The organism is Brachybacterium sp. AOP42-C2-15 (genome assembly GCF_052377065.1).
Taxonomy (GTDB): Bacteria; Actinomycetota; Actinomycetes; order Actinomycetales; family Dermabacteraceae; genus Brachybacterium.
Map to the genome: position 1 here is coordinate 84,760 of NZ_JBQSWK010000013.1, position 25,110 is coordinate 109,869.

Genomic DNA, 25,110 nt, shown 5'->3' on the forward strand with positions numbered 1-25,110 from the left:
GTGTGCCGGGCCCCACGAGGCTGCTCAGTACTGCTGGAGATCGGCGTACAGCGGCTTCGCCTCGGCGAGTGCCGCGGTGCGTGCGCGCAGCGATTCGAGGTCCGCGCCACCGGTCAGGGCCAGGGCGATGACATCGGCGACCTCGGTGAACTCCTCGGCGCCGAAGCCGCGGGTGGCGAGCGCCGGGGTGCCGATGCGCAGGCCCGAGGTGACGCGCGGCGGGCGCGGGTCGTTGGGGACGGCGTTGCGGTTCACGGTGATCCCGGCCTCGTGCAGGCGGTCCTCGGCCTGCTGGCCGTCGAGCTCGCTGTCGACGAGGTCCACCAGCACCAGGTGCACGTCGGTGCCACCGGAGATCAGCTTCACGCCGGCCGCCTTGGCGTCCTCGGCCTGAAGACGATCTGCGAGGATCTTCGCGCCCTCGAGGGTGCGGGCCTGACGGTCCTTAAAGTCCTCGGTCCCGGCGATCTTGAGCGCGATCGCCTTCGCTGCGATGACGTGCATCAGCGGACCGCCCTGCTGGCCGGGGAACACTGCCGAGTCGATCTTCTTGGCCCACTTCTCCTTGCAGAGGATCATGCCGGAGCGGGGCCCGCCGATGGTCTTGTGGATGGTGGTGGAGACCACGTCCGCGTAGGGGACGGGGCTGGGGTGCAGTCCCGCGGCGACCAGTCCCGCGAAGTGGGCCATATCGACCCAGAGCACCGCACCGACCTCATCGGCGATCTCACGGAAGGCGGGGAAGTCGAGCTGGCGGGTGTAGGCGGACCAGCCTGCCACGATCACCTTGGGCTGCTCGGCGACGGCCAGCTCGCGCACCTTGGCCATGTCGATCTGGCCGGTCTCGGGCTCGGTCTCATAGGCGACGATGTCGTAGAGACGGCCGGAGAAGTTGATCTTCATGCCGTGGGTGAGATGGCCGCCGTGCGCCAGGGAGAGGCCCATGAGCTTGTCACCGGGGCGAGCCAGGGCGTGCATCACCGCGGCGTTCGCGGACGCACCCGAGTGGGGCTGCACATTGGCGTGCTCGGCGCCGAAGAGCTCCTTCGCGCGGTCGATCGCGATCTGCTCGGCGACGTCGACCTCTTCGCAGCCGCCGTAGTAGCGGCGGCCCGGGTAGCCCTCGGCGTACTTGTTCGTGAGCACGGACCCCTGTGCCTGCAGCACTGCACGGGGAACGAAGTTCTCGCTCGCGATCATCTCGAGCGTGCGCTGCTGGCGCGCCAGCTCACGGTCGAGCACCTGGGCGATGTCCGGGTCGAGCTCGGAGATGGACTGGTCGAGGACGTTCACAGGGCCTCCTGCAGTGTCGGGGCGGATCGGCGGTGGACGCCGTCCTGCCATCTTAGGTTGCAGGACCGGATCGCCGCGCGGCGGCTCAGAGTTCGAGGCCGAGCCTCACCGGTTCGGGGACCAGGTGCACGCCGAAAGCCTGTTCCACCCGCTGCTGGACATCCTGGGCCAGCGCCACCAGGTCATCACTGCTCGCACCGCCGCGGTTGGTCAGGGCGAGGGAATGCTTGGTGGAGACTGCGGCGCGTTCGCCGAGCGCATGTCCGCGTTCGATGCCGGCGTGGCTGATGAGCCAGGCGGCGCTGGTCTTCACCCGTCCGCCGTCGACCTCGTAGCGCGGCGCACCGTCGGGCAGCAGTGCCGCCTCCCCCGGCGCGAGGATCGGATTGGTGAAGAACGACCCGGCGCTCCAGGTGTCGTGGTCGAGCGGGTCCAGCACCATTCCTTTGTCGCCGCGGATCCGCAGCACTGCTTCCCGCACCGCGCTCATCGGGGCCCGCTCCCCGACCTCGACGCCGAGCGCCTGGGCGAGCTGGGCGTAGCGGATCGGGGCCGAGCGGGAGCCGATGGTGTGCTGGAAGGTCACCGAGAGCACGACGTATCGGCCGGTGGCCGACGGCACCGGGCCCGAGTATCGGGTGCGCTTGAAGAGGCTGTCGCGGTAGGCGAATCCGCAGTCGGCGGCGAAGAAGGTACGCACCGCGTTCTTCTCCCGGTCCCAGGTGCGCACTCGGGAGATGGTCGAGGCGACCTCCTGCCCGTAGGCGCCGACGTTCTGGATCGGAGTGGCGCCGACGGTGCCGGGGATGCCCGAGAGTGCCTCGACCCCGACCATCTCGCGAGCGATCGCGTAGCGCACGGCGCGGTCCCAGTTCACCCCGGCGAAGTACTCGACGATGGCGCCGCCGCAGGTAGGGTCCAGCGGTGTGAGCTCGGCCGGGTCCACAGGGATGCCGTCCGGCTCACCGAAGGCGCCGACCTCGCAGGTGGCGTCCAGCAGCGGTGGGTCTTCCGGGTCCCGCAGGAGCACGACCGTGCCGTCGAACGGCGCATCGGAGGCGACCAGGTTCGAGCCACCGCCAAGCACCAGCAGAGGCTCGCCTGCGGCGTCGGCCGCGGCGACCGCCTCGATCACCTCATCGGCGGTGCGGGCTTCGATCAACTTGCGGATCTGCCCTCCGATCCGAAGGGTGGTCAGGTCGGAGAGCTTCATGCGGCATCGTTCCCGGTGCGGGTCTCGGAGGAGTCGACGGCCGGGAGTGCGAGGGTGGCACGGGCACGACCGAGCACCTTGGTGCCATCCACCTCCGCGGTGATGTCCACCCTGGCCGTCCGTGCGGCCTCATCGATCGCTGCGACGACGGCGCTCACCTCGAGGGTCACGGTGCCGGTCGCGGGCACCGGGATCGGATTCGTGAAACGGGTCGTGTAGGCACGCACAGCGGTGGGATCCGCAATCGCGTCGAGCAGCCCGGTGACCGCGACGCCCATGGTGAGCATGCCGTGGGCGATCACGCCCGGGAGCCCGGCCTCGGCGGCGACGGTGTCGTTGTAGTGGATGGGGTTGAAGTCCCCCGAGGCCCCGGCATATCGCACGAGCGTGTCGCGGGTGATCTCGTGCCGGGTACGGGCGAGCTCCTGGCCGATGACCAGGTCGGCGAGGTCCACAGGGGTGGGAGTGGTGGCGGTCATGTCTGCTCCTGGTTTCCGGGGAGGCGGGCGTGGCGAGGGAAGGCGCGGAGAGTGCGGCGGGCGCGGCGGGCGCGAGTCAGGCTCAGGCGCCGCGGACGACGAGCATGCTGCGCACGCTGGCGACATCGGAGCCGGCCTCATCAGTCAGGTCCACGCGGGTGGTGATCATCGAGTGTCCACCGGCGGCTCGGACCGCTTCGACGGTGAGGGTCGGCACCAGGCGGTCCCCGGCCACAACGGGTCGGTGGAGGGTGAAGGTTTCCTCCCCGTGCACCACCCGGCGGAAGTCGATGCCTGCGGCAGGGTCCTCGATGTACTGCGCCTCCGTGGCCTGTGCGAGGGATACCAGGAAAGTCGGCGGAGCGACCACGTCGGCGTGGCCAGCGCTGCGCGCGGCCTCGGCGTCTGTGTGCACCGGCGACCCGGCGCCGGTGGCGTGGGCGAATTCGATGATCTTCGCAGCGGAGACCGTGTGCACGGGTCCGGCCGGGTAAGTGCGCCCTGCGAAGGCGGGATCGGGGGTGGTGGTCACGATGTCTCCCGAGGTCGGGTCGGCGGGGCCGACGAATGTGGACCCCTCGATCATCTCACCGTCGGCGTGCGGTGGCGGTGCCTCGGCACGCTGGATCCCGTTTCTGTCACGGTGACCGAACCCATCGCCGCGACCAGGTCCGGCGTCGACAGCCCCGGAGAACGACGAAGGCCACCCGGATGATCCGGGTGGCCTTCGTGGAAGTGCGTTCGACTCGCTCAGCGGGTCTCGCGGTGAGCCGTCTGCTTGCCGCAGGTCGGGCAGAACTTCGAGAGCTCCAGCCGGTCCGGCGTATTGCGACGGTTCTTCTTGGTGATGTAGTTGCGCGCCTTGCAGTCAACACAGGCCATGGTGATCTTGGGACGCACGTCAGAGCTCTTGCTCGCCACGGTTCGCCTCTTTCGTCCGGGTGACGCGCTCCGCAGCGCGCCTCGTGGGTCCCCGTGCTCGGGGGATGTGGATTCTGCACGCCGGTGATGACCGGTGTGGTACCGAGGGCGGGGATCGAACCCGCGACCTCACGATTATGAGTCGTGCGCTCTAACCGTCTGAGCTACCCCGGCGTGACCGATGAAGCGGCCCGTCTCGAATGAGAACGGGCCGCCGCATCCATCAGAGCCCTGAAAGGGAATCGAACCCTTGACCTTCTCCTTACCATGGAGACGCTCTGCCGACTGAGCTATCAGGGCAACCCGGTAAACCTTACCCGCCTCCTTGCCCGGAGGCAATTCGGGGGCGGACCCCGGTGCTTCGGATCACATGGACCCTCCGCAGTGGCAGATGAGGGATTCGAACCCCCGTAGGCAATGCCAGCTGATTTACAGTCAGCTCCCTTTGGCCACTCGGGTAATCTGCCGCGACTGCTCCCGCTGCCCACCCGACCTGGATCGCGTGGCCGCCGGAAGCGGACCTGAATCAGCATAGCGGCGTCCCGCCGCCGATGCGAACTCGGAGGGGCATCGGGACGCATGAAGAGCATCACAGCTCTCCGCGCGGCTCGTGGACAATGGGGGTGCGGCCCACCCGTGCGGCCGCCTGAAGGAAGGACCCACCGTGGCAGATTTATCGTTCGACATCGTCAGCAAGCTCGATCGCCAGGAGATCGACAACGCTGTCAACCAGGCAGTGAAGGAGGTCGGGCAGCGGTACGACTTCCGGGGCACCGGGGCGTCGATCACGCTCAGCGGCGACGAGATCGTCATGACCGCCAACGCGGAGGAGCGGGTGCTCGCCGTGCTGGATGTGCTCCAGTCCAAGCTCATCCGTCGCGGGATCTCACTGAAGGCGCTCGAGGTGGACGAGCCCAAGCAGTCCGGCAAGGAGACTCGCCTGGCCGCTGCGCTCAAGGAGGGCATCAGCACCGAGGACGCCAAGAAGATCTCGAAGCTGATCCGCGAAGAGGGCCCGAAGGCGGTCAAGGCGCGGATCGAGGGGGACGAGCTGCGCGTCTCCTCCAAGAGCCGGGATGATCTGCAGGAGGTCATCGCCCTGCTGAAGGGCAAGGATCTGGATGTCGCGCTCCAGTTCGTCAACTACCGCTGAGGCCAAGGCGCCGGCACCGGTACCCCACGCCTGACGCCTGACGCCTGACGCCTGACGCCTGACGCCTGACGCCTGACGCCCACAGCATGGAGGAAGGCCCCGCACCCCACGAAGGGTGCGGGGCCTTCCCCACGAAGAACCGGACAATCAGCCCTGGTTCGAGGTCGAATCCTGCTGCTCAGCGTGCTCATTGAGCTGCGTGCCCTTGTCCGCCAGCCCATTGACCAGATTGGCCACAGGACCGCTCACGAAGCTGTTCCACTCCTCGACATACGCGTCGTAGTCCGGACCGACCCACTCCACCGAGTTCACCAGGTTGGTAGCGCCACTGATCAGCTCAAGAATCTGCTGACCAGCATCATTCACGCCCTGCGCAACCTCGCGACCCTCTTCCGGATTCATACCCTTGAAAGCCATGACCTACCCCTTTCGCCCCACCACGGAGCTTCAAAACACACGAAGAAAAGAAACTGAAGATCCGAGGATCAGGAAGACGCCTCACGCTGCGCCGCAGCATTCTGCGTCCCACGCTCAGAGAAATCGCCACACTGCTGAGTCACCTGCTGCGCAAGCTGACCGAGACCATCGGTGAACTCGGTGACGTAACGATCCCGGTCCTCACCGGTCCAATCGAACTCCGACACACGCGACGCGATCTGCTGGAACGCCTGCTGAACATCCTCACCAGCCTGCTGAATCTGCTGCGCCATCTGCTCGACAGACTCCGGGGTCATACCCTTCTTCATGGTGTCCTCCATGTCGTAGTGAAAAACTCGGTCCCACCCACCGGAGAAGACCTCCACGGCCACTGACCGCTTCCTCGACCCTGTCCCCCAGGTGATGACACAACTCTAGAACCCCCACCCCCACTTGGCGATGGGGACAACTCCCCATGGCCCTCCACATCCCCATTCCCCCGCATCACTGCAGGTCAAATGCCCTTCATGCGCTTCTCGACGTTGTGGACAGAGCCGGTCTCCCGCTCCAGGTCCCCTGACGGGCCCCGGGCTCGTCGGCGCATCGGACCTTCCGCCCGCTCTCCGCCGGCGCACAAGACCGCTGCTCAGCGAGCCCGCGCGCCCAGCAGCCCAGCAGCCCAGCAGCCCAGCAGCCCAGCACGAGGCCACCGCATGAGCATCCGTCACGGCATGGAGGAAGGCCCCGCACCCCACGAAGGGTGCGGGGCCTTCCCCACGAAGAACCGGACAATCAGCCCTGGTTCGAGGTCGAATCCTGCTGCTCAGCGTGCTCATTGAGCTGCGTGCCCTTGTCCGCCAGCCCATTGACCAGATTGGCCACAGGACCGCTCACGAAGCTGTTCCACTCCTCGACATACGCGTCGTAGTCCGGACCGACCCACTCCACCGAGTTCACCAGGTTGGTAGCGCCACTGATCAGCTCAAGAATCTGCTGACCAGCATCATTCACGCCCTGCGCAACCTCGCGACCCTCTTCCGGATTCATACCCTTGAAAGCCATGACCTACCCCTTTCGCCCCACCACGGAGCTTCAAAACACACGAAGAAAAGAAACTGAAGATCCGAGGATCAGGAAGACGCCTCACGCTGCGCCGCAGCATTCTGCGTCCCACGCTCAGAGAAATCGCCACACTGCTGAGTCACCTGCTGCGCAAGCTGACCGAGACCATCGGTGAACTCGGTGACGTAACGATCCCGGTCCTCACCGGTCCAATCGAACTCCGACACACGCGACGCGATCTGCTGGAACGCCTGCTGAACATCCTCACCAGCCTGCTGAATCTGCTGCGCCATCTGCTCGACAGACTCCGGGGTCATACCCTTCTTCATGGTGTCCTCCATGTCGTAGTGAAAAACTCGGTCCCACCCACCGGAGAAGACCTCCACGGCCACTGACCGCTTCCTCGACCCTGTCCCCCAGGTGATGACACAACTCTAGAACCCCCACCCCCACTTGGCGATGGGGACAACTCCCCAGGCAGAGGTCCCCACGCGACATCCCCCGGGAACTGACCCGGCCGTGCAACTTCGTCCCCGTCGTCACATGCGAACGGCCTCGGACCCGAAGGTCCGAGGCCGTCACCAGGTGAGGGGCGCGGGGTCAGCTGAGGTCCAGGGTCACGGAGTCCTGGATCGCGCGGACGGTCTCGATCTCGTCATCTGCGCTCTCAGCGCCGCAGCTCCCCACGATCTCCAGGACGTCCTTCGCCACGCCGCCGCGGTCGACGACCGCATAGCGCGCCGCCTGGACGACGGTCGGTCGCCCGGGCTGCGTGTATCCGTACTCGCTGGCGATCCAGGTCATCCCCTCCACCTGGATCTCCCCCGTGCCGAGCTCCTCGAGCTCGGGAAGAGCAGCCTTGCGCTGCTCGAGGCCGGCCTTGGCCGCGTCGAGGGTGAAGTCCGGTCCGAAGCGCTGCACAGTCACCACGACGTTCGCCCGGAACTGCCCCTCCACCCGGGGCTGTGCCACAGCGACCTGGACTCCGGGAACGGTCAAGGACTCCCAATCGTCCGGCACCTCTATGGTGATGCGCGGCGGACCCGGAAAATCCGCGCTCGGATATTCGATGTTCTTGGCCATGGATTAGCTCCGTTCGTCCCACCTCTGACGGCGCCAAACATATCAGGCATGAACGAGGCCCGAACACGCCATGGGTTCGGGCCTCGGGCATCGGTCGCGAGTACCGGGTGATGCGTTGTCAGTTCGAGGAGGTCGCGTCCTGCTCGGCCGCATTGCGATCCGCCGTATCGCCGAGATCGTTGACGGAATTCATGATCTGCTGCAGCGCCGGAACCATCTCTCCCGACCACTGGCTGCGGAAGCGATCAGCATCGGGACCGGTCCAGTCCACCTCTTCGAGACCGGAGGTGAGCTCCTGCTCGATCCTCGTGATCTCCTCGGCCGCATCGCGGAGCTGGGCCGACATCCGCCGGACCTCTTCGACGTTCATACCCTTCGTGGCGTTCACGGTTCGGGTTCCCCTTCCTGGTGTCTCGCGCCTGCGCCCTGATCCGGTGCACGGGCCTGCTGTCGTACGGAAATCACTCTAGAGCGATCTGGGAGCCGGGACCATGGGGAGGAGTCCCCATGGGGACAACCGAGCACTGCCCGCATCTTCCCGTGGCAGCGCGGCAGCCCGGGCACACCCGCACCGTCCTGCCCGCCCGCACCGTTCAGCCAGTGGTGATCTGTGCGACCTGCAGCTTCAGCGCGCGTCCGCTGTAGACGAGGAAGCCACGGCCGGCGGGGAAGTCCGCTCGACGGATCCTCCCCAATCCGGTGCCGAGCAGGGAGTCCCCGTCCATGTCGCTGGGCTGCAGGAGCAGGCCGCGGCGACCGGCCTTGAAGGGCTGGGCGAGCACGTAGGCCTGCGACCACGACGCGGATTCGTTCTCACCGACCACGAACTGGCCCTCGCGAGTGCTGGCACGGATCAGCTTGTCCAGATCATTCTCGACGCCGCTGCCGGTGAAGTCCGCGACCCCGTCGATGAACAGGGCCAGCTTTCCCTCACCGACGCTGCCGGATTCGATGGTCTCGCGCAGCTGGGCGGCGAGCTCCCTGACGGTGTCCGGGTCCGAGGCCTCCACATCCCAGATCGGCAGGCCGGTCAGCGGGGTGCGACGCGAGGAGAAGCGCACCAGGCGCATCGGCTCGTCCATCGCCTTCAGCCCGGTGGCGATCGTCAGCATCGCGGTGGTGCGCCCGGATCCCATCGGCCCGGTGACCATGAAGGCGCCGCGCGGCTCGTAGGTGATCTCGGCGAGCGTCTCGTCGGCCAGGCCCAGCACCGGGAGACCGCCGCGGGTCGGTCGCAGCGAGGAGAACTCCACCCGTTCGGGAAGTCGTTCGATCGCCGGCGCCTCGGGCACCCCGGCCCGCCGCATCGCCTGGGCGAGCTTGGCGACCTCGCGGGACTGCAGCGCGACGTTGGAGTCTCCGCCATGCACCGCGACCTGCACCTCGTGGCCGTCCTGGATCGCACGTCCAGGCGGAGAGTTGGCGTCCAGCACGTCCTTAGGCTCGCCGAATCCGGCGTAGTCATCGATGCTGGCCATGCGGTGGATCAGTCGTCTCTGGATGGATGATCCGAGCGAGGTGGGAATCGCGTTGGGGCGGTCGCCGGTGACGATGACGTGCACCCCCACCTGGCGGCCGTCGGTGGCGATCTGGACGAAGGCCGTGAACCACTTGGACAGATTCGAGTAGTCATACGCTTCGCGGAAGGCCGCCATGCCGTCCACCAGCAGCAGGATGCGCGGGGTGTCGGGCTTGCCGGCCAGCTCGCGGTACTCCGCCACGGAGCCGGCACGGATCCTCGCGAACTCCTTGGCCCGCTCGTCGATCAGCTCCCGCAGGGTCCGCAGAAGGCGGATCACCCTCTCCTCGTCATCGCCGGGGATGATCGAGCCCACGTGCGGCAGCTCCTCCAGCATCGTCAGACCGGAGGCACCGAAGTCGAGCCCGTAGACGTGCACCGGCCCGCCGCGCACGGTCGAGGCGGCCGAGATCGCGAAGGTGCGCAGGGTGGTGGACTTTCCGGAGCCGCCCGTGCCGTAGATGGCCATATTGCCGTCACGGTCGGGGTAGTAGGAGGTGGTCGGCTGCGCCTGGTCCTCGGGAACATCCATGACGCCGAGCAGGAGCTCCTCGTCGGTGCGTCGGCTGGGAAGCCGGGAGAGGTCGTAGGCGTCGGCGAGCTCGGACAGCCACGGCTTGCGGGGCGCGGGCACCCCGGCGTTCTCCGCTGCGGCTTTGACCGTGGCCACCACGCGGGAGATGTCGTTGGGACCGGGGTCCTTGACCTCCTTGGTCGGTGGGGAGGGGATGTCCCATTGCTCGCCGGTGCCGAAGTCCTTCTCGACGATGTCGATCCGGGCCCGCTCGGGCTCATCCGTGGTCCACCCACCGGCGTACCCGGTCTGGAAGGTGGCGATGCGGCCGGGCCCGGTCTTGGCTGCGCCACGTCCCGGGATGCTGGGGTCGAAGTGCGCGGACATCTTGTCTCCGAGGATGTCCTTGGAGTCGGCCTCGTCCGCCATGCGCAGGGCGATGCGGAGGTTCGTGTTGGCGCGCAGGTTGTCCTTGATGACGCCGGCCGGGCGCTGGGTGGCGAGGATCAGGTGCAGGCCGAGGGAGCGGCCCCGGGCGGCGACGTCCACGACGCCGTCCACGAATTCGGGGATCTCCTTGGCCAGTGCCGCGAACTCGTCGACGATGATGATGAGGCTGGGGGGTGCCTCGGGATCGCCGGTCCGCTCGAGCGAGACCAGGTCCTTCGCCTTCTTGCGGTTCAGCAGGTGCTCGCGGTAGTGCAGCTCGGCGCGCAGCGAGGTCAGGGCTCGTCGCACCAGGTGCTGGGAGAGGTCGGTGACCAGGCCCACGGTGTGGGGCAGCTCGACGGCGTCGGCGAACGCAGCGCCGCCCTTGTAGTCCACGAACAGGAAGGTCACCCGGTCGGGGCTGTGGGCGGTGGCCATGCCCAGCACCCAGGCCTGGAGGAACTCCGACTTGCCAGCGCCGGTGGTGCCGCCGACCAGAGCGTGCGGGCCGTTGGTGCGCAGGTCCAGGTGGTAGGCGTCCTGGCCGTTGTGGCCGATCAGTCCGCGGAGGTTTGCATCGTGCTTGCGGCGCTGAGGCTCCGAGCCGTCGCGCGGGGTGAGGGAGTTGTTCTCCTTCCACCGCTCGATGATGTAGTTCGGGTCCTCGGCCGTCTGCATGCCGGCGAGCTTGAGGTAGGAGATCGCCCGCGGGAGGTCGGAGTCGTCGTCGATCGGGACTCCCGCATCGACCACCGGGGAGAGGTGGCGGGCCACACCCGAGGCCACCTCGATCGAGACGGTCTCGACGGTGACCGGGTAGAACCGCTCCCCCAGCCGCACGTGGCCGGCGCTCGCGCCGTCGACTGACTCCTCGACGGACACGTAGGTGCGGCAGGCCGCCGGGAGTGCGGCGACGTTGGAGGCGCTCCAGATGACGTGCACGCCGACATCCGGTCCGCGCTCGGCGATGCGCACCAGGCGAGCCCGATCCACGGGCGCGTCGTCCTCGATGATGACCACCAGGCTCGGGGTGACCGGCTCGGGCGGGATCGGCGTCTCCTGCTTGACGTCGGAGGTCATCGGGGTGCGCAGCTGGGGCGGGGCGTCGCCGGCCCGCTGCTCGATGAGCTCCTCGATCCGTGCGACCAGTGAGTTGCCCCGCCCGGGGGTGTCCGCCAAGTGGTCCCCCGGCAGCGGCGAGTGCGGGCTCGAAGTGTGCGGGAGCCATTTCAGCCACTGCCACATCTCGCGGCTCGCGCGCGAGGTGATCGCGGCGATCGCGACCTCCGCCGGTGAGTGGAGGGAGAAGAGCTGGGTGACGATGCCGCGGGCGACCCCATCGGCCTCCTCCCCACCTCCGGCGACGCCGAGGTTCCCGGCGTTGCGGAGCTCCGCGACCACCGGCACTCCGGCGATCAGCTTGTACTCCTCGTTCATGTCATCGAGCATGTCGTAGTACTTGGGGATCGCGTCGTTCTCCCCCGGCATCTCGATGCCCACGCGAGAATCGGCGACACCCAGTCCCAGCCGCACGGTGCCGAAGGCGTTGTGCTCGGGCCGGTGGGTCCACAGCAGGCGCCCCAGGCGGAAGGCGGCATCCACGGTATCGGCGGCCGACGGGGCCTCGACCAGCCGGACCGCACGTTCGAGGTCCTGGGCGGCGGTGACCCGGCGCTTGAGGGAGGCCAATCCTTCCTCGAAGTTCTTGATCTGGCGCTCGAGCATCTTCTTCTGCTGGAACTTGCGGTTCAGATATCCCGCGGTGGCCATCATCGGCATCATGAACACGAACATGAGCGAGAACGGGCTGCGGGTCATCGAGAACATGAGGCCGCCCATGAGGATCGGGGCGAACATCATGAAGATGGGGAAGAACTGCGGGTTGGGCTCCTTCGGCGGGGTCGGCGCCTTGAGGGGGCGGTAGGGGAACCGCGGCACCACCCGGGGTGAGCGGTTGAACTCCACCACCGGAGAGCTCGGCGCGGTGCCGCCGAGGCGATGCAGGGCGATCACCGAGAAGGTGGTCTGGCCGATCAGCACCGTGTCCGCGGGTCCGATCACGGCTCGCTGGACCTGCTCGCCGCCGATCACCACTCCGTTGGAGGAATGCAGGTCGACGATCTCGATCGAGTCTCCGACGTTGATGCGGGCATGCCGCTTGGAGAGCATCGGATCCCCGATGCGGATGTCGAGATCCCCCTCCCGGCCGATCACGCTGGACCCCGTGGGCAGTGGGAATTCGCGGCCTGTCTCGGGCCCCGACAGCACCCGCATCAGTGCGACCGCTGCGCCGCGCGACTCGGAACGGGTGGCGTACTCGGTGGAGGAACGGGCGATCGAGACCACGCTGCCGGAGCGCAGCCCGGCCTGGATGAGGTCGATCTCGCGGTCCAGCGAGCGCACCCCCTTCGCGCCTGTGCCCGCGCCGGGGTCCTGGACCTGCAGGGTCAGGCCTTCCGGTGCCACCGCGTCGCTGCGCAGCGGATCCGCGGAGTACAGGGCACCCGCCACATCAGCCACCGTCGCGGTCGCATCGGCGGTGACCTCGAGATCGGTCAGCCGGTCCTCGGGCCTGCGCAGCGTGAGCTTGATACGCACTGGTGTTCCTCCCCCTCAGCGGACCCCTCGTCCGCCTGCTGCAGCGCCCCTGGGGGCAACCCGTTCCAAGAATGTGTGTGCTGGCGTCGGCGGTCGTTCAGTCCTCGTCGATATCCTGCGACTGGTCCAGCAGGTGGAGGTCTTCACTGCTCACCAGCCGAGAGAAGACGGCGTGCTCCACCAGGCGGGCCCGCCGGTTGCTGGCCAGCTTGCCCGGTCCGCCACGCAGTCCCCGCACCCCGAGCCGGTCGAGCTTGTCGCAGACGTTGTCGAGCTTGCGGTTGAACTTCGTGAGCGGCCATCCCAATCGTGCTGCGGCCTGGGCAGAAGTGGGCACCGAGCTCATCCCGGATCCTTCTCGGGTCAGCATCGGTTCGGCGAGCCCGAGGATCAGGAGCTTCTGGCTCGGGGTGAGCTGCACCGAGCCGACGGTGGTCTCCCCTGCCGGATCCTCCGGACCGGCGATCCGTGCGAACTCCGGGGACTCCGCATGCACCGACAGGTCATAGGTGGTGGGCCCGGCCGTGAACACCACCTTGGTGATGTCGAAGACCAGCGGGATGCGCGCGCCGGGGGCGAGCCAGGCCTGCATCGAACCGGTGCCGTCGGTGATCGTCGCGGACAGCCGCGAACCGATGTTCACCAGCCACCACATCGACTCCACCTGGACGATCGTGAGGAAGCGTCGATGGAGGAAAGGATTGTCCTCATCGATCGCAAGATCTGCCTCGCGGCCGATCGTGAGCTCCTCACCGTCCTCGACGCGGTACCACTCCCCGCAGAACTCGACCGAAATCGTCGACGCCATCGTCAGCCGTCCCCTCTGTCATCACGACTGTTCGTCATGGTTGCACCGTACCTGTCTCGCCTACTCATAACAGCTCTCTCCCGGGGGGCTCGAATTGCCGTTGGGATTGACCGTCTGCACCTGGACACAGGGGGCAGGCTGCTGTGGTGGGATCTCCAGGACGACCGAGTTCAGGCCGTGGACCTCGTGCTGCTGCTGGTAGCGCTCGTAGTTGTCCGGCATGTCCTTCCACTGGACCACGTAGTGCTCATCCTTCGTGACCCCGGCCGGCGGTTCCCAGCTGACCTGTACCAGACCGGGCGCACCAGTGCTCCCCGCTGCGATGGGCGTGAACTTGATGTCCGTCGGCGGCTCCAGCGGATCCTGCGGCGGAGCCGCGACGTTGATGTCCGTACTGGGAATGGGTTCCGGCTCGGGGATCAGGAAGTAGCGCACTCCGAGGGTGGCACCCACGCCGAGCACCACGATCAGCACCGCCGCCAACACCACGAAAGGCCAGGCCGGCGCCTTCGCGGGCTCCTCCTCGTGCTCGGCGTAGCCGGGCGCGGGCAGCGGCGAGTGCGCAGAGGCACCCGCGGGACGCGCACCGATCGGGCGCAGCAGGGTCGACTCGACGGAATCATCCGTCGCAGAGGTTGCCGGGGCACCGAATCCGGGCGCGGCCGGGGCGCCGATCGCGGGGGCGATGCCGGCGTAGGGATCGAGCCTGCGCCGGCTCCCAGGGCCGGTGGTGCTGACCGACTCCGGGTCCACGGTGGCAACCTTGCGGATCCGAGTGTGCATGTCGAGCTCGTCGTCCTCGGCACTGTGCGCGGCCGCGGTGCTCCGGTCGTCGAGCACGTCCATCTGGGTGACCGGCAGGGAGAGGGAGAGCTCCACCTGCTGCAGCCCACGGCCGAAGGCGAGAGCCGTGTCATACCGGCCCGCCTGCTCCTTGGCCATCGCGATCGAGAGGACCCGGTTCAGTTCTGCCGGCACATCAGGGCGGGTCAGTGGCTGCAGCGGCTCGCTCGAGATGCGATGGATGAGATCCGAGGCGGTGTTGCGCCGCCCGCGGTGCTCGAAGGGAGTCTGCCCGGCCAGCAGCGAGTACACGGTCGCAGCCAGGGAGAACACGTCCGAGCGCACGTCGGCGCGGGGCGGGTCGGCGAAGAACTCCGGCGGGGACCACGGGATCGACATTCCCTGGGAGTCTTCGACGTCATCGCCCTGGCCTGCGGCGATCGAGATCCCGAAGTCCGTCAGCGCCGGGCGGTTGTAGTCGGTGACCAGGATGTTCGCGGGCTTGATGTCGCGGTGGAGGATTCCGGCGCGATGCGCCGTCTCCACTGCCCCCGCAATCTGAACGCCCACCCGCAGTGCCTCGGCGACGGTGATCCGCTCCTTGCGGAAACGCACGCCGTAGTTGGACCGCGGGCAGTACTCCATGACGATGTACGGGCGGTGGTCCTCGGAGACCTCCGCCTGGTGGATCGTGACGATCGACGGATGCGTCGACATCTGGGCCATCACATTGGCCTCGCCGTCGAACTGCCGCCGTACCGATTCGTCGAGCACGTTCGAGAGGAGCACCTTGATCGCCACCCGCCGCTGGGGGCGGAACTGGCGGTACAGGAAGACATCGGCGAAGCCGCCGGAGCCCAGCAGCTGCTCGTACTCGTAACCGGGCAGCCGGGGCGGCGCAGAGGGGGGCCTGGAGCTCATAGCCGTTCCCCGAACTTCAGATGCACGTCATCCCCCAGATCCAGATGGTCTCCATCATGGAGGACCACACCCTCCCGTGAACGCAGCCGGACCGGCTCGTAACCCTCTCGATACAGCGTGGTGCCGTTGGTGGTGCCCAGATCGAGCGCCACCACATGCCAGCCCTCGAGCCGCAGCTCGAGGTGCGACCGGGAGATGTCCTGCTGCGGGCTGGGCACGGTGATCAGCTGCGGCACTTCATGACCGCTGACGCGAGAAGCGCGAGGACGCCGACCGATGATCGCCGTGCGGTCGAGCACGAAACGACCGCCGCCGGAGACGGCGACGGCTCCCAACGGCGGGCGCACGACGGTGCGAGGCTGCCCCTGCAGCGGTGCACCGCAGGCCCGGCACGCAGCGCGCTCCGGGGAGTTCGCGTGGCCGTTCGGACACACCATCCCGGTCAGGGTCACACCGCCGCCCACGACGTGCCCCGGCACGCCCGCAGGGGCCGCTGTTCCGGATCCGGGCTGCGGAGCCGGCCCTGGACGCGGTGTGGGAGTCACCGGAGTGCCGGCGGGCGCTACAGGGTGGGGCGCGCTGGCATGCCGACCCGGCATCGGCCCGCCAGGGTAGGGAGCGCCCGGCGCCTGAGCCGAGCTCCCGGCCTGCGGATACCCGCTGCTCGCAGAGGAGGCCTGCGGTGGATAGCGGTTCGGCACGGCACCTCCGGCAGACCCGGCGGCACCGGGATGGGCACCCTGGGGCGGCGCGGGTCGCTGCGGTGCCGGGGAGGCGCCGCGGTGTTGCTGTGCAGGCGGTGCGGGATGGCCGGGGTTCGCAGAGCCGCTCATCACAGGTCCGAGGAACCCGACCTGGTGTCCCGCAGCTCCCGGGTTCGCAGGGCCGTTCGCATAGGGCTGCGGCTGCCCGGCAGGCGTCGGGTATCCGACGTGCTGGCCGGCGTCCCCGGTGCTCATCGGGCGTCCGTACGGCATGCCCGGCGCCATGGGCGGCCCGACGGCTGCCGAGCGGGGAGCGGAGTTCGGAGGGGATGGCCGTTCCGCCATCTGGACCTGCGGATAGGCCGGCTGCGGAGGTGGAACCTCTGAGGCGCGCCGCGCTGCGGTCTGTGCGATCTCCGGAGCCGTGCGCCCGACCCCCGGCACCCAGTCGATGAACTCTCCGCCGGTGGCGGGTTCCGCCGGCAGCGGCTCAGGCGCCGAGGCCGGGGAGACCGGGGCAGCTGACGTGGTCTCGGCAGGTGGAGCGGCCGGCACTGATCCCGTTGCCGATGCCGATGCGGCTGTCCGCTCCGCGGCCGGCTGCTCTTCTGAATCCTCTGCGTCGTCCTCGTCCTCGCTGCGCCGGACGGCGGCGTCCTCGATGCGCCGGAACACGGTCTTGCCGAAGAGATCGTCGTAGGCCCCGGTGTTCTCGAGCTCGCTCGCGACGGGCCCTGGAGCGGCAGCGTGCCGTGATGCCCGCCTCGGCGGAGGCGTCGGAGCATTCTCGTCGCCCTGATCGCCCTGGTCGCCCAGGTCGTCGTCATCGATCGGCGCGATCTGAGTCGGAGGTGACTCGAACTCATCCTCGGGCGGAGGGTCAGGGGTCGGTACGGAGGCCGACGTGACGGGTGCTGCGGTCGCGGGCGAGTGACGTGTCGCGGTGGCAGGCGCGGCCGGCGCTGCCGTGCTCACCGACTGCTCGACCGGGGGCGTCGAGGCAGCGGAGCTCGCGCCTGCCGGCCCGGGCGTTTCCGCCGCGGCTGCCGCGGGCTGCAAGGAAGAGGGGGTCCCACCAGCGGGTGTGCTCTCACCATTCGGTGCGGGTGCCGTGGTCGCCTGAGCGGAAGGTGCCGCGGTGGAGGATCGACGGCCGCGGTCGAACAGAGAGGTGCTGACCAATCGCCGCTTCACAGGCGTTGCAGGCTTGGGTTCTGCCGCAGCCGGGGCGGGCTCCGAGGACGGCGCGCCGTCGACGGCAGGAGAGGGAGCCGAAGTCTGCTGCCCAGCGGGTACGGGTGCTGCCGGTTCCGCAGCAGGCACCGCCGCCGGTGCGGGTGCTGGTGCTGGTGTAGGTGCTGGTGCTGGTGCTGGTGCTGGTGCTGGTGCTGGTGCTGGTGCTGGTGCTGGTGCTGGTGCTTCAGCCTGAGCCGCCGGCTTCGGGGTCGCAGAGCTGTTCCCGAAGAGGCCCGCGAACATATTCGGTCCGGCGGACGCGGTCTCGGAGGCGGCGGGCCGGGTCGAGCCTCCGCGTGTTCCCCCTCGGGAGATGGTGGGCGGCATCTCCCCCGGCTTGCGGGTGGCTGTCGCGGGCCTCACCAGAGGGGCGGCAGCGCTGCTCCCGGCAGGCTTCGGGGCAGGAGTCGGGCGTGCGGCGCGGCGCTTCTTCGCCTCCGGGCTCTCGATCGACCGGCCGTCCTTCTCCACCTGCTCGGCGAGTTCGGCCCGCTCGGCATCTCCCAGCTCTGCAGGGTCTTCCGTCACGTGCACGAATCCCCGCACCGGGATCACCCCCGAACTCAGCCGAGGTGCCCCGAGGGATTGCTCGGCAGGGAGATCTCCGAACGCGGTGCGACGCACGCCCTCGACGGTCCTCAGGACGAAGGGCTCCTCGTCCGAGCCCGCGATCTGTTGGGATCCTTCGGGGGTGTAGACGGCGATCGGCGTCGTGCCCTTCACTCCGAACGTGCCGGTGGTGCCGTCATGGAAGCCGAACAGCAGCGCGGAGAGCTTCTCCGCGCTCTCGATCCCCCCGGTCTCCACCAGAGCATCGAGGAACCCTTCCGGGTCGGGAGAGCCGTCGAGCAGCTCCCATGCCGCTTCCGTGACCTGCTTGCGCAGCCCGGGGACCAGCACCACCCAGGCGTTGTTCCGGATCACCAGCGTGGCCGGGCCCTGCCGCACCCAGGTCCCTCTCCCGAGCAGGTCCTCGGCTCCTACACCCTTCTCCTCGTTCATCAGACCTCTCCGCCACCATCGCGGAGCGCTCGCGGGAGCGTGTCCTCATCGATCTCGAACTCGTCCTCCCGATCTGCGGAGCTCGAGCTGCCGGCTGTGCTCTCGGTGATCAGGGGCTGGCCCACCACCTCGACGGCTTCGACCAGGACCACGCTGACGTTGTCGTGACCACCGGCATCGAGCGCACGGCCCACCAGCTCATGGCTGAGGGTGCGCACGTCCGTCGGACGGCGCAGCAGCTGCTCGATGGCGGCGTCGTCGATCTCGCCGGTCAGCCCATCGGAGCAGATCAGCATCCGATCCCCCACCTCTGCGGGGATCAGCCAGTAGTCCGGATCGGACTCGGGCCCGGCGCCGAGGGCCCGGGTGACCATGTGACGGTAGGGGTGGACCTTCGCCTGGGCAGGGGTGAGCTCGCCCCGGTCCATCAGCTCCTGGACCACCGAATGGTCCACGCTGACCTGCTCGAAGACGTCTCCTGAGAGGCGGTACACGCGGGAGTCCCCGAGATTGAGCACGACCCAGTAGCCGACTCCGTCCAGCACCATCGTCGCGACCCCTGCGACTGTGGTCCCGGCGCCCAGGGTGGACTCGCCGCCGAGCTCGCCGATCCGCGTGGCTGCGGAGCGCAGCGCTTCCCCCAGCTGCTCGACGGTGACGTTCTCCTGAATCGTGAGCTTCTCGAACTCCTCGACCGCGATCGCGCTGGCGACCTCACCGGCATTGTGCCCGCCCATGCCGTCAGCGACCAGGTAGATCGGTGACACGTTGAGGATGCTGTCCTCATTGGTGGCCCGCACATGGCCGACGTGGGTGGCGGCGGCGGAGATGACCCGGATCGTTCCTGTGAGATCCGGGTCCGAGAGGGAGCGGTCGATCACTGCTCCCTCTCCACGGACAGGGTCCGGTCCCCGAGGGTCAGCTGTGCACCGGTGGGAAGGACCGTGGGCGCGTTCGGGACCAGGTTCTCCCGGGAGCCGTCCTCACGCAGGATGGTGGAGCCGTTGGTCGAGCCCAGATCGGTGACCGTGATCTCCTCCCCGGTCCCGTCGATCCGCAGATGCGTCTTGGAGACGGAGCGCGTGTCGTCCTTCAGCACGAACAGCACCTCCTCCCCCGAAGCGGAGGGGTTGCGTCCGATCACCACGGCCTTCTCGACAAGGCGGTCGGTGCCGTCGTCGGCCGTCAGCCGCAGCTTCTTCACCGCCGGCAGCTTCACTGCGGAGAGACGGGTCTGTTCGAGATCGCCGAGCGAGTCGTCCGGTTCGGACAGGCGGGTCTGCTCGTCGATCCCTGCGTCCCACGCGTCTCCGGTGAGTTCGCCGGGCGTCCCGACAGGTTCCTGATTCGTGCTGGCGGGTCCCCAGCCTGCGGCGCCAGCCTGCGGCGCGGAGTTCTCCTGCTCCTGTGCCGCGTAAGGCGTCGGAGCACCGTAGGAGGGCTGCGCTCCGGAGTCCAGGGCGGAGTTCGCCCCAGGTGCGGAGGGCTGGCCCTGAGGGGCGGGCGGAGCCCATCCTGCAGTTCCGGCGGCATTCGGGTCCTGGTACGGGGCCGGCGCCGCCGACTGCTGCGGGGCGGGCTGGCCCCAGTGCTGTGGCTGCTGCTGGGGCTGTGAAGTCCCGTCCTGCCGGCTCCAGTCCTGCTGCACGGCAGGCTGGTCCCGCGGCGCCTGCTGCGGCGCCGGCTGGTCCCACGGTGCCTGCTGCGGCGCCGGGGCGACCTGCTCCGCGCTCTGCTGCCGCGGTGCAGAAGCGTTCTGGTCCCAGCTCTGCTGCGGCACAGGGTCGACCGGAGGCGGTGCCCAGCCACCTTCGCCGCCCGGCTGCTGCGCGACAGGTTCCCGCGTGGGCGGCGGAGCGGCCCAACCCGTCGACATCGGTGCCTCCGGTGCGGAGCTGCTCGACGCGGGCGGCGCATACGGGCTCGGTGCCATCTGCTGGCTCCCGTCCCAGCCGCCGGTGACGGGCTGAGCCGGTGCCGAGTCAGAGGGACCGCTCCACGCCGTCCCCGGCTCGGAGAGCAGGTTCGGGTGCGTGGAGACCGCGACCGAGGGGGCGCCGAGGTAGTGAGCCGCGCTCTCGCGCTCGAAATCGTCGGGACGAGGCTGCAGCGGGTTGCGACCTGCCTTGATGTCCACGACGACGGAGCCGATCACCCGATCGTGGAAGCCGCGCAGATGCTTCTTCGGGTCGATGAAGATCGACAGCGCCATGATCAGCGGGATGATCCCGTACAGCGCCCAGCGGCCCAGTGCACGCACGAAGCCGATCGGCCCGCCTGCGCCGTCCTTCGTGATCCTCAGTCCGAGGATCAGCTTGCCGAGGGTGAATCCCTTCGACCCGGCCAGCCAGATCATCAGCACCGTGTACGCGACGGGAAGCGCCACGCCCACCCCGACCAGGATCTGCGGGAGCAGGCCGATGGTGTCGGAGGTCAGGATGAGGATCATGCCGAGGGTGAGCGGCACCGCCACCAGGGTGCCGATCACCGAGTCCACCAGCGCGGCCAGGAATCGTCGCAGCAGCGAGCCGGGGACACATCCGTCCAGCGGCGGCTCCATCGGCTCTCCCCCGGGTGCACTCGGCGCCGGAGCCGGAGACCCCGGTCCGTTCAGCATGCCGGGCGCGGGGCCCGGTCCGGTCTGATTCATCGCGGGCTGGGTCACCATCATCTGATCGTACTGTTCCTGAGTGCGCAGTGCCGTCGCACCCGGGTTCTTCGGCAGGAGAGACTCCCTGGAGACCAGCTCGATCCCCTCCTCCTCCGGAGCCTGGGCGGCGTCCGCACCGAGGTCCCGCGCCCGTGACCGTGGCGCCTGCGCCCAGGCCCCGGGAGTATCGGTCGCCCGGCGCTCATAGGGCGAGGCCTGATAGCGCGCACCGCACTCTCCGCAGATCACCGCGCCCTCGGACAGCAGAGTCCCGCAGGTGCTGCAGTATCGCGTCTGGTTCATCACGCTCTGCCCTTCTTCGACGATCTCGTCCTCCTGGTGCCTTCGCGGAGCGAAGACCGGCGTCGGCGCATCGCTTCGGAGCGGCGCAGCGCTTTGTCCCGGGCCCGAGCATTCACTCGGAGGCGCTTGTTCTCGGTGCGGCGGTCCGCGGACCGCCGGCGGAAGGAGCGCAGTGAGAGCGCTGCCCGCAGCCTCTTGTGCCACGGCACCGCAGCGGACATGCTACGCCGCGCCGTCATGACATCACTCCAGTACTCCTCGGCCGCAGCTTCGGGGAGATCGTCAGGTCCGAAGACTGCGCGGTCTGCACGGCCGGCGAGAGTCAGCGCTCCCATCGCCGGGATGTCTGCCTGGAGCCGCGCCGCGGTCTCGGCACGGGTCATCAGGGGGTCCGGCTTCTGGCCGAGGTCGGTCAACAGGTCGAGGATCTCCTGCCAGCCCCCATCGATGCGCGTCGGCAACGGGCCCCGGGTGCGGCGGCGTCCTCGCCGCACCGTCTTGGCGATGATCACGGCGAGCACAGCGATCAGCAGCAGCGCCACGGGGATCAGACCCAGGCCGAGGTAGACGACCCACGAGGTGGTCGGCTCCGGCGGCTCTTCATCCTTCTCGCTGTCGTCGCTCATCGCGCCCGGCGGCGGGCTGGGCGGCTCAGCCGGAGGCGGCGGCGGCTGCGCCACCTGGGGCAGAGGCTCCTCCACCTCCTTGGGCTCAGGTTCGGTGGGGTCGTCCTCCTCGTCCGGGGCGGGATCGAAGCGCACCCATCCGATGTCTTCGAAGGCGACCTCGACCCAGGCTGTGACGTTGTCGCCGGTGATCGCGACGGTTCCCTCCTGGCCGGGAGGGACCTCGAATCCCATCACCACGCGGGCGGGGATATCGATCGAGCGGGCCATCACCGCGGTCAGCGCCGCGAACTGCTCCTCGTCGCCGATGCGACCCTCCGGCTGCGCATCCGGGGTGTTCTCATCGAAGCCGACCTCCTCGAGCATCGCCAGCAGGCGGCTCGCGCCATGGCCGGAGAGGGACGCCGCATCCTCATCGAGACCATGCGAGTAGAAGGCGTCCTTCTTCACCGTCCTGGTCAGGTTCTGGAACCGTTCGAAGTCGGAGTCCGACGACCCCGCCGCTTCCTCGGCCAGCGGCCGCAGCACATCCATCGGCGCGTTCTCGGGCAGTTCGATCTGTGCGAACTTGGCGGTGCGCTGCTGCTCGGCCGTGGGCTCCGCATAGGGCTCGTAGGAGAGCTCATAGGTGTCACCGGGCCTCACCCCACGTGCGTTCACCGCCGTCTGGGACTGCTGGTTGAGGAAGAGGTTCTCGGAGGTCACGCTCGACCGCTCGGAGGTCATCTCTGCGAGGTCGATGCGGTTGGTCTGCGCGCCGGCGGTGGGCAGCCACACGCCGGAATAGGCGCCGATGGTCACCGACGACACCCGCTCCTGCCCGGTGCCGGCGCGGAGGTCGACCCCCGGCGCGGTGCGCAAGAACGCCCCGGAGGGGCCATCCTTGGCCTCGCTGCTGGCGACGTTGTAGACCTGCAGGTCGTAGTAGTCCATGGTGGCCAGCCGGATCTGCTCACCGCTGCTGACACCGGAGATCGTGAACAGCTCCTCCTTGCGCTGATGCTTGAGGTAGCCGCGGAACTCCGTGAGCGGAGAGACATACTGCTGCGGGTCGAAGGGCGGGCTGATCTTGTCTCGCGCCGCATAGCGGATGGTGCCCGGAGGCGGATCCAGCAGGGAGTGCGCGGCGACCGCGCCACCGCCGGCGAGCGCCATGATCAGTGCGCCGCCGATCACACGGCGCCGCAGCACCGGGTTCTTCCACGAGCCCGGCCTCACCGTGTCCGAGATGATCGTGGACTGGGCGTTGGAAAGCCTCGCGGCCTCGAACCGCCAGGTCAGCCAGGCGATGGAGATGGTCGCGTAGAGCACCCCTCGGAGGACCGCCGCGAATGACTGGTCGGTGCCGAAGATGATCGTCACGCCCACCAGCAGTAAGGGGAACAGCCAGGCCAGCACGTACAGCCGAGACCTCATCACGATCGACATGGCCAGCAGCGACAGCAGCAGAGTGCTGATCCACACCACACCCAGCACTCCCTGGGCGACGCCCACCGGAGGTGCCACCGTCAGCACCGACTTCCAGCTGGTCACCGGAGCCTTGATCAGCTCCCACAGAGCACCGGGGCTGGGCAGGACACCCCAGAGCGCACGGGTCGGGGCGGCGAACATCGGCCCGAACAGGAAGTACGTCACCAGCACGAGAGGGGTGATCCGCAGCGGTCCCCAGCGCCACCGCGCTCCGATCAGCGCGATCAGGGTGCCGAACACCAGCGCCATGATCCCGGTGAGCAGGTACTGGATGCCGCCGTAGACGTGGTGGAAGCCGAGGATCGCGAGGATGAACAGCGCGCCCAGGGCTGCGAGGTCCAGTGCCCGACGGCGGTGCGGGATGCTCGAGAAGTAGCTCGGCGCCCGCCTGGGCGCGGTGGTGGTCGTGCTCATCGACCCACCGCCCGCAAGGCTCGCGCGAGGGTGTCCAGCGATCCCAGCGTGACCACGTCCAGGCTGCCGATCGCCGAGCGTTTCACGTCGGCATCATCCACGCAGCGGATCGCCACTGCCATCACTCCGATCGGAAGCTGGTTGGCGGCGGAGTTCAGCTCGCGCGCCGTGGTGTGGGAGCCGACGACCATCATCACCGCGGAGGCGTTAGGGGCGAGATCGGCGGCCTTCTGGCCAAGCTCATGGAACGAGGCCCGCTCCTTGAACTGCTCGATGACGGTGTAGTCGTCCATCATCTGCCGGAGGGTCCCCGTGTTCTGACGCTCGTCGAAGGTGAAGGGAGTCAGCTCCTTCTCCTCCCGGAAGGTCTGGCCCGAGATCGAGGCCGCTACGGAGACTGCCAGTTCGAACTCGTCGTCGCTCGCGTAGTGCTCGGCGAGATTGTCCAGCGCGACCACCACATGCGAGCGCCGGGTTTCCTCGAACTGACGGACCATGAGCTTCCCGGTGCGGGCAGTGGTGCGCCAGTGGACGTGCCGCCGGTCATCGCCCGGAGCGTAGTCGCGCAGCGCATGGAAGGCGATGTCGGAGCTGGAGAGGTCCGAGGAGGGGGTGCCCTCGAGGTCGCGCAGGAACCCGCTGGCCGCCTCGTCGAGGCGCACGGTGCGCGGGTGGACGAACAGCTCCTGCTCCTTCGCCCAGGTGACCTGGCGGCGCATCAGCGAGAGCGGGTCATCGCGCACCGAGCGCACCGGGCCGACGACCAGGACGGCGCGACGCTTGGTGGGCACGGCGAACAGCTCCTCGTGCTCGGCACCTGCGTCGAGTTTCGGCACCATGAACTGCGCGGTGGCGGAGCCGACCGCCAGCTCGATGCGCGAGGGCAGGATCACCCGCTGGGTCGGGTTGGCGACCTCCACCCTGCCGACGGCGCGGGTACCGACCACCACGCGGTGGGTCTGCAGATCGAGGGTGACCTTGTACGAGGCACGGCCCAGCACGAACAGCGCCGCGATCACCAGCGGCACGGTGAGCGCGAACGCGATCACGTTCAGCTCGGTGATGTGGAGGGTCAGGCCGATGAACCAGCAGGCCGCGGCGGCACCGAACACGGCCCACCCGATCGGGGAGATGACATCGAGCACGGGGTGGATCCGTCGAATCCAGAGTTCCACCGCGCGGTCGCGGAGACCGGCCAGCCCGGTGCTCTGCTCGGCCTCTGAGCCTGGCTGCCCGGCTGATCGGCCCGGCTGTGCGGCACCCGGCCCGCCGGACACCGACCCAGGAGCTTCGGACACCGACCCGGGAGCATTCTGCGTACGCTTCGCGGCGCGCGTCTGCTTCCGGGTGGAGCGGGCCTTCGCCCTGGCCTCCGACTTAACGGCGCTGCGCCGCTTCTTCGCCTGGGCCTTGGCGGCTTTTGCGTCTGCGGCGTCGGTGGGAAGTGAGGTCTCTGAACTCATGTGTTCATCTCCTCCCGCTCGTCCCTCGCAGTTCGTCGACGAACAGCAC

The 25,110-nt window shown here is 68.6% G+C and carries 20 protein-coding genes and 3 tRNA genes; 1 reads left to right on the forward strand and 22 read right to left on the reverse strand.

Annotation, left to right across the window (positions count from 1 at the left end):
• Positions 1 to 24 precede the first annotated feature (24 nt).
• The 8 genes from glyA to ACT3SQ_RS09315 all read right to left on the reverse strand — a co-directional run bounded on the left by glyA (position 25) and on the right by ACT3SQ_RS09315 (position 4,373).
• Positions 25 to 1,293, reverse strand: coding sequence for a serine hydroxymethyltransferase (glyA, locus tag ACT3SQ_RS09280; RefSeq protein ID WP_441445600.1), 1,269 nt, complete (start codon positions 1,291 to 1,293; stop codon positions 25 to 27).
• An 85-nt stretch (positions 1,294 to 1,378) separates the two neighbouring features.
• The gene (locus ACT3SQ_RS09285; RefSeq protein WP_441445601.1) at positions 1,379 to 2,506 is read right to left on the reverse strand and encodes a UDP-N-acetylmuramate dehydrogenase; all 1,128 of its coding nucleotides are present in this window, start codon (positions 2,504 to 2,506) and stop codon (positions 1,379 to 1,381) included.
• Positions 2,503 to 2,985 carry a MaoC/PaaZ C-terminal domain-containing protein gene (locus tag ACT3SQ_RS09290; RefSeq protein ID WP_441445602.1) on the reverse strand — a complete coding sequence of 161 codons (483 nt, stop codon included), beginning with the start codon at positions 2,983 to 2,985 and terminating at the stop codon, positions 2,503 to 2,505. The genes ACT3SQ_RS09285 and ACT3SQ_RS09290 overlap by 4 nt, the downstream gene beginning before the upstream one ends.
• Before the next feature lie 82 nt (positions 2,986 to 3,067).
• A complete protein-coding gene (locus tag ACT3SQ_RS09295; protein ID WP_441445603.1) occupies positions 3,068 to 3,517 on the reverse strand; it encodes an FAS1-like dehydratase domain-containing protein in 450 nt (149 codons plus the stop codon).
• Positions 3,518 to 3,735: 218 nt separating this feature from the next.
• Positions 3,736 to 3,906, reverse strand: a complete 171-nt coding sequence (gene rpmG / locus ACT3SQ_RS09300; RefSeq protein ID WP_029360274.1) for a 50S ribosomal protein L33 — start codon at positions 3,904 to 3,906, stop codon at positions 3,736 to 3,738.
• A 97-nt stretch (positions 3,907 to 4,003) separates the two neighbouring features.
• A tRNA-Met gene (locus tag ACT3SQ_RS09305) sits at positions 4,004 to 4,080 on the reverse strand.
• Between the two features lie 53 nt (positions 4,081 to 4,133).
• A tRNA-Thr gene (locus ACT3SQ_RS09310) sits at positions 4,134 to 4,206 on the reverse strand.
• Between the two features lie 85 nt (positions 4,207 to 4,291).
• A tRNA-Tyr gene (locus ACT3SQ_RS09315) sits at positions 4,292 to 4,373 on the reverse strand.
• A 197-nt stretch (positions 4,374 to 4,570) separates the two neighbouring features.
• Between ACT3SQ_RS09315 and ACT3SQ_RS09320 the strand changes: the two genes are divergently transcribed.
• Positions 4,571 to 5,059 (forward strand): YajQ family cyclic di-GMP-binding protein, encoded by a 489-nt coding sequence (locus ACT3SQ_RS09320; RefSeq protein WP_442332215.1) that lies wholly within the window; start codon positions 4,571 to 4,573, stop codon positions 5,057 to 5,059.
• Between the two features lie 147 nt (positions 5,060 to 5,206).
• On the opposite strand, the gene ACT3SQ_RS09325 is transcribed toward ACT3SQ_RS09320, so the two are convergent.
• The 14 genes from ACT3SQ_RS09325 to ACT3SQ_RS09390 all read right to left on the reverse strand — a co-directional run bounded on the left by ACT3SQ_RS09325 (position 5,207) and on the right by ACT3SQ_RS09390 (position 25,061).
• Positions 5,207 to 5,476 carry a WXG100 family type VII secretion target gene (locus tag ACT3SQ_RS09325; protein ID WP_441445605.1) on the reverse strand — a complete coding sequence of 90 codons (270 nt, stop codon included), beginning with the start codon at positions 5,474 to 5,476 and terminating at the stop codon, positions 5,207 to 5,209.
• 68 nt (positions 5,477 to 5,544) lie between these two features.
• Positions 5,545 to 5,805 carry a hypothetical protein gene (locus ACT3SQ_RS09330; protein ID WP_441445606.1) on the reverse strand — a complete coding sequence of 87 codons (261 nt, stop codon included), beginning with the start codon at positions 5,803 to 5,805 and terminating at the stop codon, positions 5,545 to 5,547.
• A 463-nt stretch (positions 5,806 to 6,268) separates the two neighbouring features.
• Positions 6,269 to 6,538, reverse strand: coding sequence for a WXG100 family type VII secretion target (locus tag ACT3SQ_RS09335; RefSeq protein WP_441445605.1), 270 nt, complete (start codon positions 6,536 to 6,538; stop codon positions 6,269 to 6,271).
• Between the two features lie 68 nt (positions 6,539 to 6,606).
• Positions 6,607 to 6,867, reverse strand: coding sequence for a hypothetical protein (locus ACT3SQ_RS09340; protein WP_441445606.1), 261 nt, complete (start codon positions 6,865 to 6,867; stop codon positions 6,607 to 6,609).
• Between the two features lie 271 nt (positions 6,868 to 7,138).
• Positions 7,139 to 7,621, reverse strand: a complete 483-nt coding sequence (locus ACT3SQ_RS09345; RefSeq protein ID WP_441445607.1) for a hypothetical protein — start codon at positions 7,619 to 7,621, stop codon at positions 7,139 to 7,141.
• Positions 7,622 to 7,739: 118 nt separating this feature from the next.
• Positions 7,740 to 8,009 (reverse strand): WXG100 family type VII secretion target, encoded by a 270-nt coding sequence (locus ACT3SQ_RS09350; protein ID WP_441445608.1) that lies wholly within the window; start codon positions 8,007 to 8,009, stop codon positions 7,740 to 7,742.
• Between the two features lie 205 nt (positions 8,010 to 8,214).
• Positions 8,215 to 12,681, reverse strand: coding sequence for an FtsK/SpoIIIE domain-containing protein (locus ACT3SQ_RS09355; protein WP_441445609.1), 4,467 nt, complete (start codon positions 12,679 to 12,681; stop codon positions 8,215 to 8,217).
• 97 nt (positions 12,682 to 12,778) lie between these two features.
• On the reverse strand, positions 12,779 to 13,489 hold the full coding sequence (locus ACT3SQ_RS09360; RefSeq protein ID WP_441445610.1) for a hypothetical protein: 711 nt from the start codon (positions 13,487 to 13,489) through the stop codon (positions 12,779 to 12,781).
• 60 nt (positions 13,490 to 13,549) lie between these two features.
• Complete coding sequence (locus ACT3SQ_RS09365; RefSeq protein ID WP_441445611.1) at positions 13,550 to 15,193, reverse strand: protein kinase domain-containing protein; 1,644 nt, start codon at positions 15,191 to 15,193, stop codon at positions 13,550 to 13,552.
• A complete protein-coding gene (locus ACT3SQ_RS09370) occupies positions 15,190 to 18,135 on the reverse strand; it encodes an FHA domain-containing protein (RefSeq protein WP_444601073.1) in 2,946 nt (981 codons plus the stop codon). The genes ACT3SQ_RS09365 and ACT3SQ_RS09370 overlap by 4 nt, the downstream gene beginning before the upstream one ends.
• Entirely contained in the window at positions 18,135 to 19,016 is an 882-nt protein-coding gene (locus ACT3SQ_RS09375; protein ID WP_441445613.1) for a PP2C family protein-serine/threonine phosphatase, read from the reverse strand. Before ACT3SQ_RS09375 ends, ACT3SQ_RS09370 begins: the two co-directional genes overlap by 1 nt.
• Positions 19,013 to 21,088, reverse strand: a complete 2,076-nt coding sequence (locus ACT3SQ_RS09380; RefSeq protein ID WP_441445614.1) for an RDD family protein — start codon at positions 21,086 to 21,088, stop codon at positions 19,013 to 19,015. The genes ACT3SQ_RS09375 and ACT3SQ_RS09380 overlap by 4 nt, the downstream gene beginning before the upstream one ends.
• Positions 21,088 to 23,598: a transglutaminase domain-containing protein gene (locus tag ACT3SQ_RS09385; RefSeq protein WP_441445615.1), complete on the reverse strand. Its 2,511-nt coding sequence runs from the start codon at positions 23,596 to 23,598 to the stop codon at positions 21,088 to 21,090. The genes ACT3SQ_RS09380 and ACT3SQ_RS09385 overlap by 1 nt, the downstream gene beginning before the upstream one ends.
• Positions 23,595 to 25,061, reverse strand: a complete 1,467-nt coding sequence (locus ACT3SQ_RS09390; RefSeq protein ID WP_441445616.1) for a DUF58 domain-containing protein — start codon at positions 25,059 to 25,061, stop codon at positions 23,595 to 23,597. The genes ACT3SQ_RS09385 and ACT3SQ_RS09390 overlap by 4 nt, the downstream gene beginning before the upstream one ends.
• Positions 25,062 to 25,110: the final 49 nt, after the last annotated feature.

Coding starts and splice junctions, on each gene's coding strand:
- ACT3SQ_RS09285 (WP_441445601.1), bottom strand. CDS start 2,506: ATGAAGCTCTCCGACCTGACCACCCTTCGGATCGGAGGGCAGATCCGC.
- ACT3SQ_RS09290 (WP_441445602.1), bottom strand. CDS start 2,985: ATGACCGCCACCACTCCCACCCCTGTGGACCTCGCCGACCTGGTCATC.
- ACT3SQ_RS09325 (WP_441445605.1), bottom strand. CDS start 5,476: ATGGCTTTCAAGGGTATGAATCCGGAAGAGGGTCGCGAGGTTGCGCAG.
- ACT3SQ_RS09330 (WP_441445606.1), bottom strand. CDS start 5,805: ATGAAGAAGGGTATGACCCCGGAGTCTGTCGAGCAGATGGCGCAGCAG.
- ACT3SQ_RS09335 (WP_441445605.1), bottom strand. CDS start 6,538: ATGGCTTTCAAGGGTATGAATCCGGAAGAGGGTCGCGAGGTTGCGCAG.
- ACT3SQ_RS09340 (WP_441445606.1), bottom strand. CDS start 6,867: ATGAAGAAGGGTATGACCCCGGAGTCTGTCGAGCAGATGGCGCAGCAG.
- ACT3SQ_RS09345 (WP_441445607.1), bottom strand. CDS start 7,621: ATGGCCAAGAACATCGAATATCCGAGCGCGGATTTTCCGGGTCCGCCG.
- ACT3SQ_RS09360 (WP_441445610.1), bottom strand. CDS start 13,489: ATGGCGTCGACGATTTCGGTCGAGTTCTGCGGGGAGTGGTACCGCGTC.
- ACT3SQ_RS09365 (WP_441445611.1), bottom strand. CDS start 15,193: ATGAGCTCCAGGCCCCCCTCTGCGCCGCCCCGGCTGCCCGGTTACGAG.
- ACT3SQ_RS09370 (WP_444601073.1), bottom strand. CDS start 18,135: ATGAACGAGGAGAAGGGTGTAGGAGCCGAGGACCTGCTCGGGAGAGGG.
- ACT3SQ_RS09380 (WP_441445614.1), bottom strand. CDS start 21,088: ATGAACCAGACGCGATACTGCAGCACCTGCGGGACTCTGCTGTCCGAG.
- ACT3SQ_RS09385 (WP_441445615.1), bottom strand. CDS start 23,598: ATGAGCACGACCACCACCGCGCCCAGGCGGGCGCCGAGCTACTTCTCG.
- ACT3SQ_RS09390 (WP_441445616.1), bottom strand. CDS start 25,061: ATGAGTTCAGAGACCTCACTTCCCACCGACGCCGCAGACGCAAAAGCC.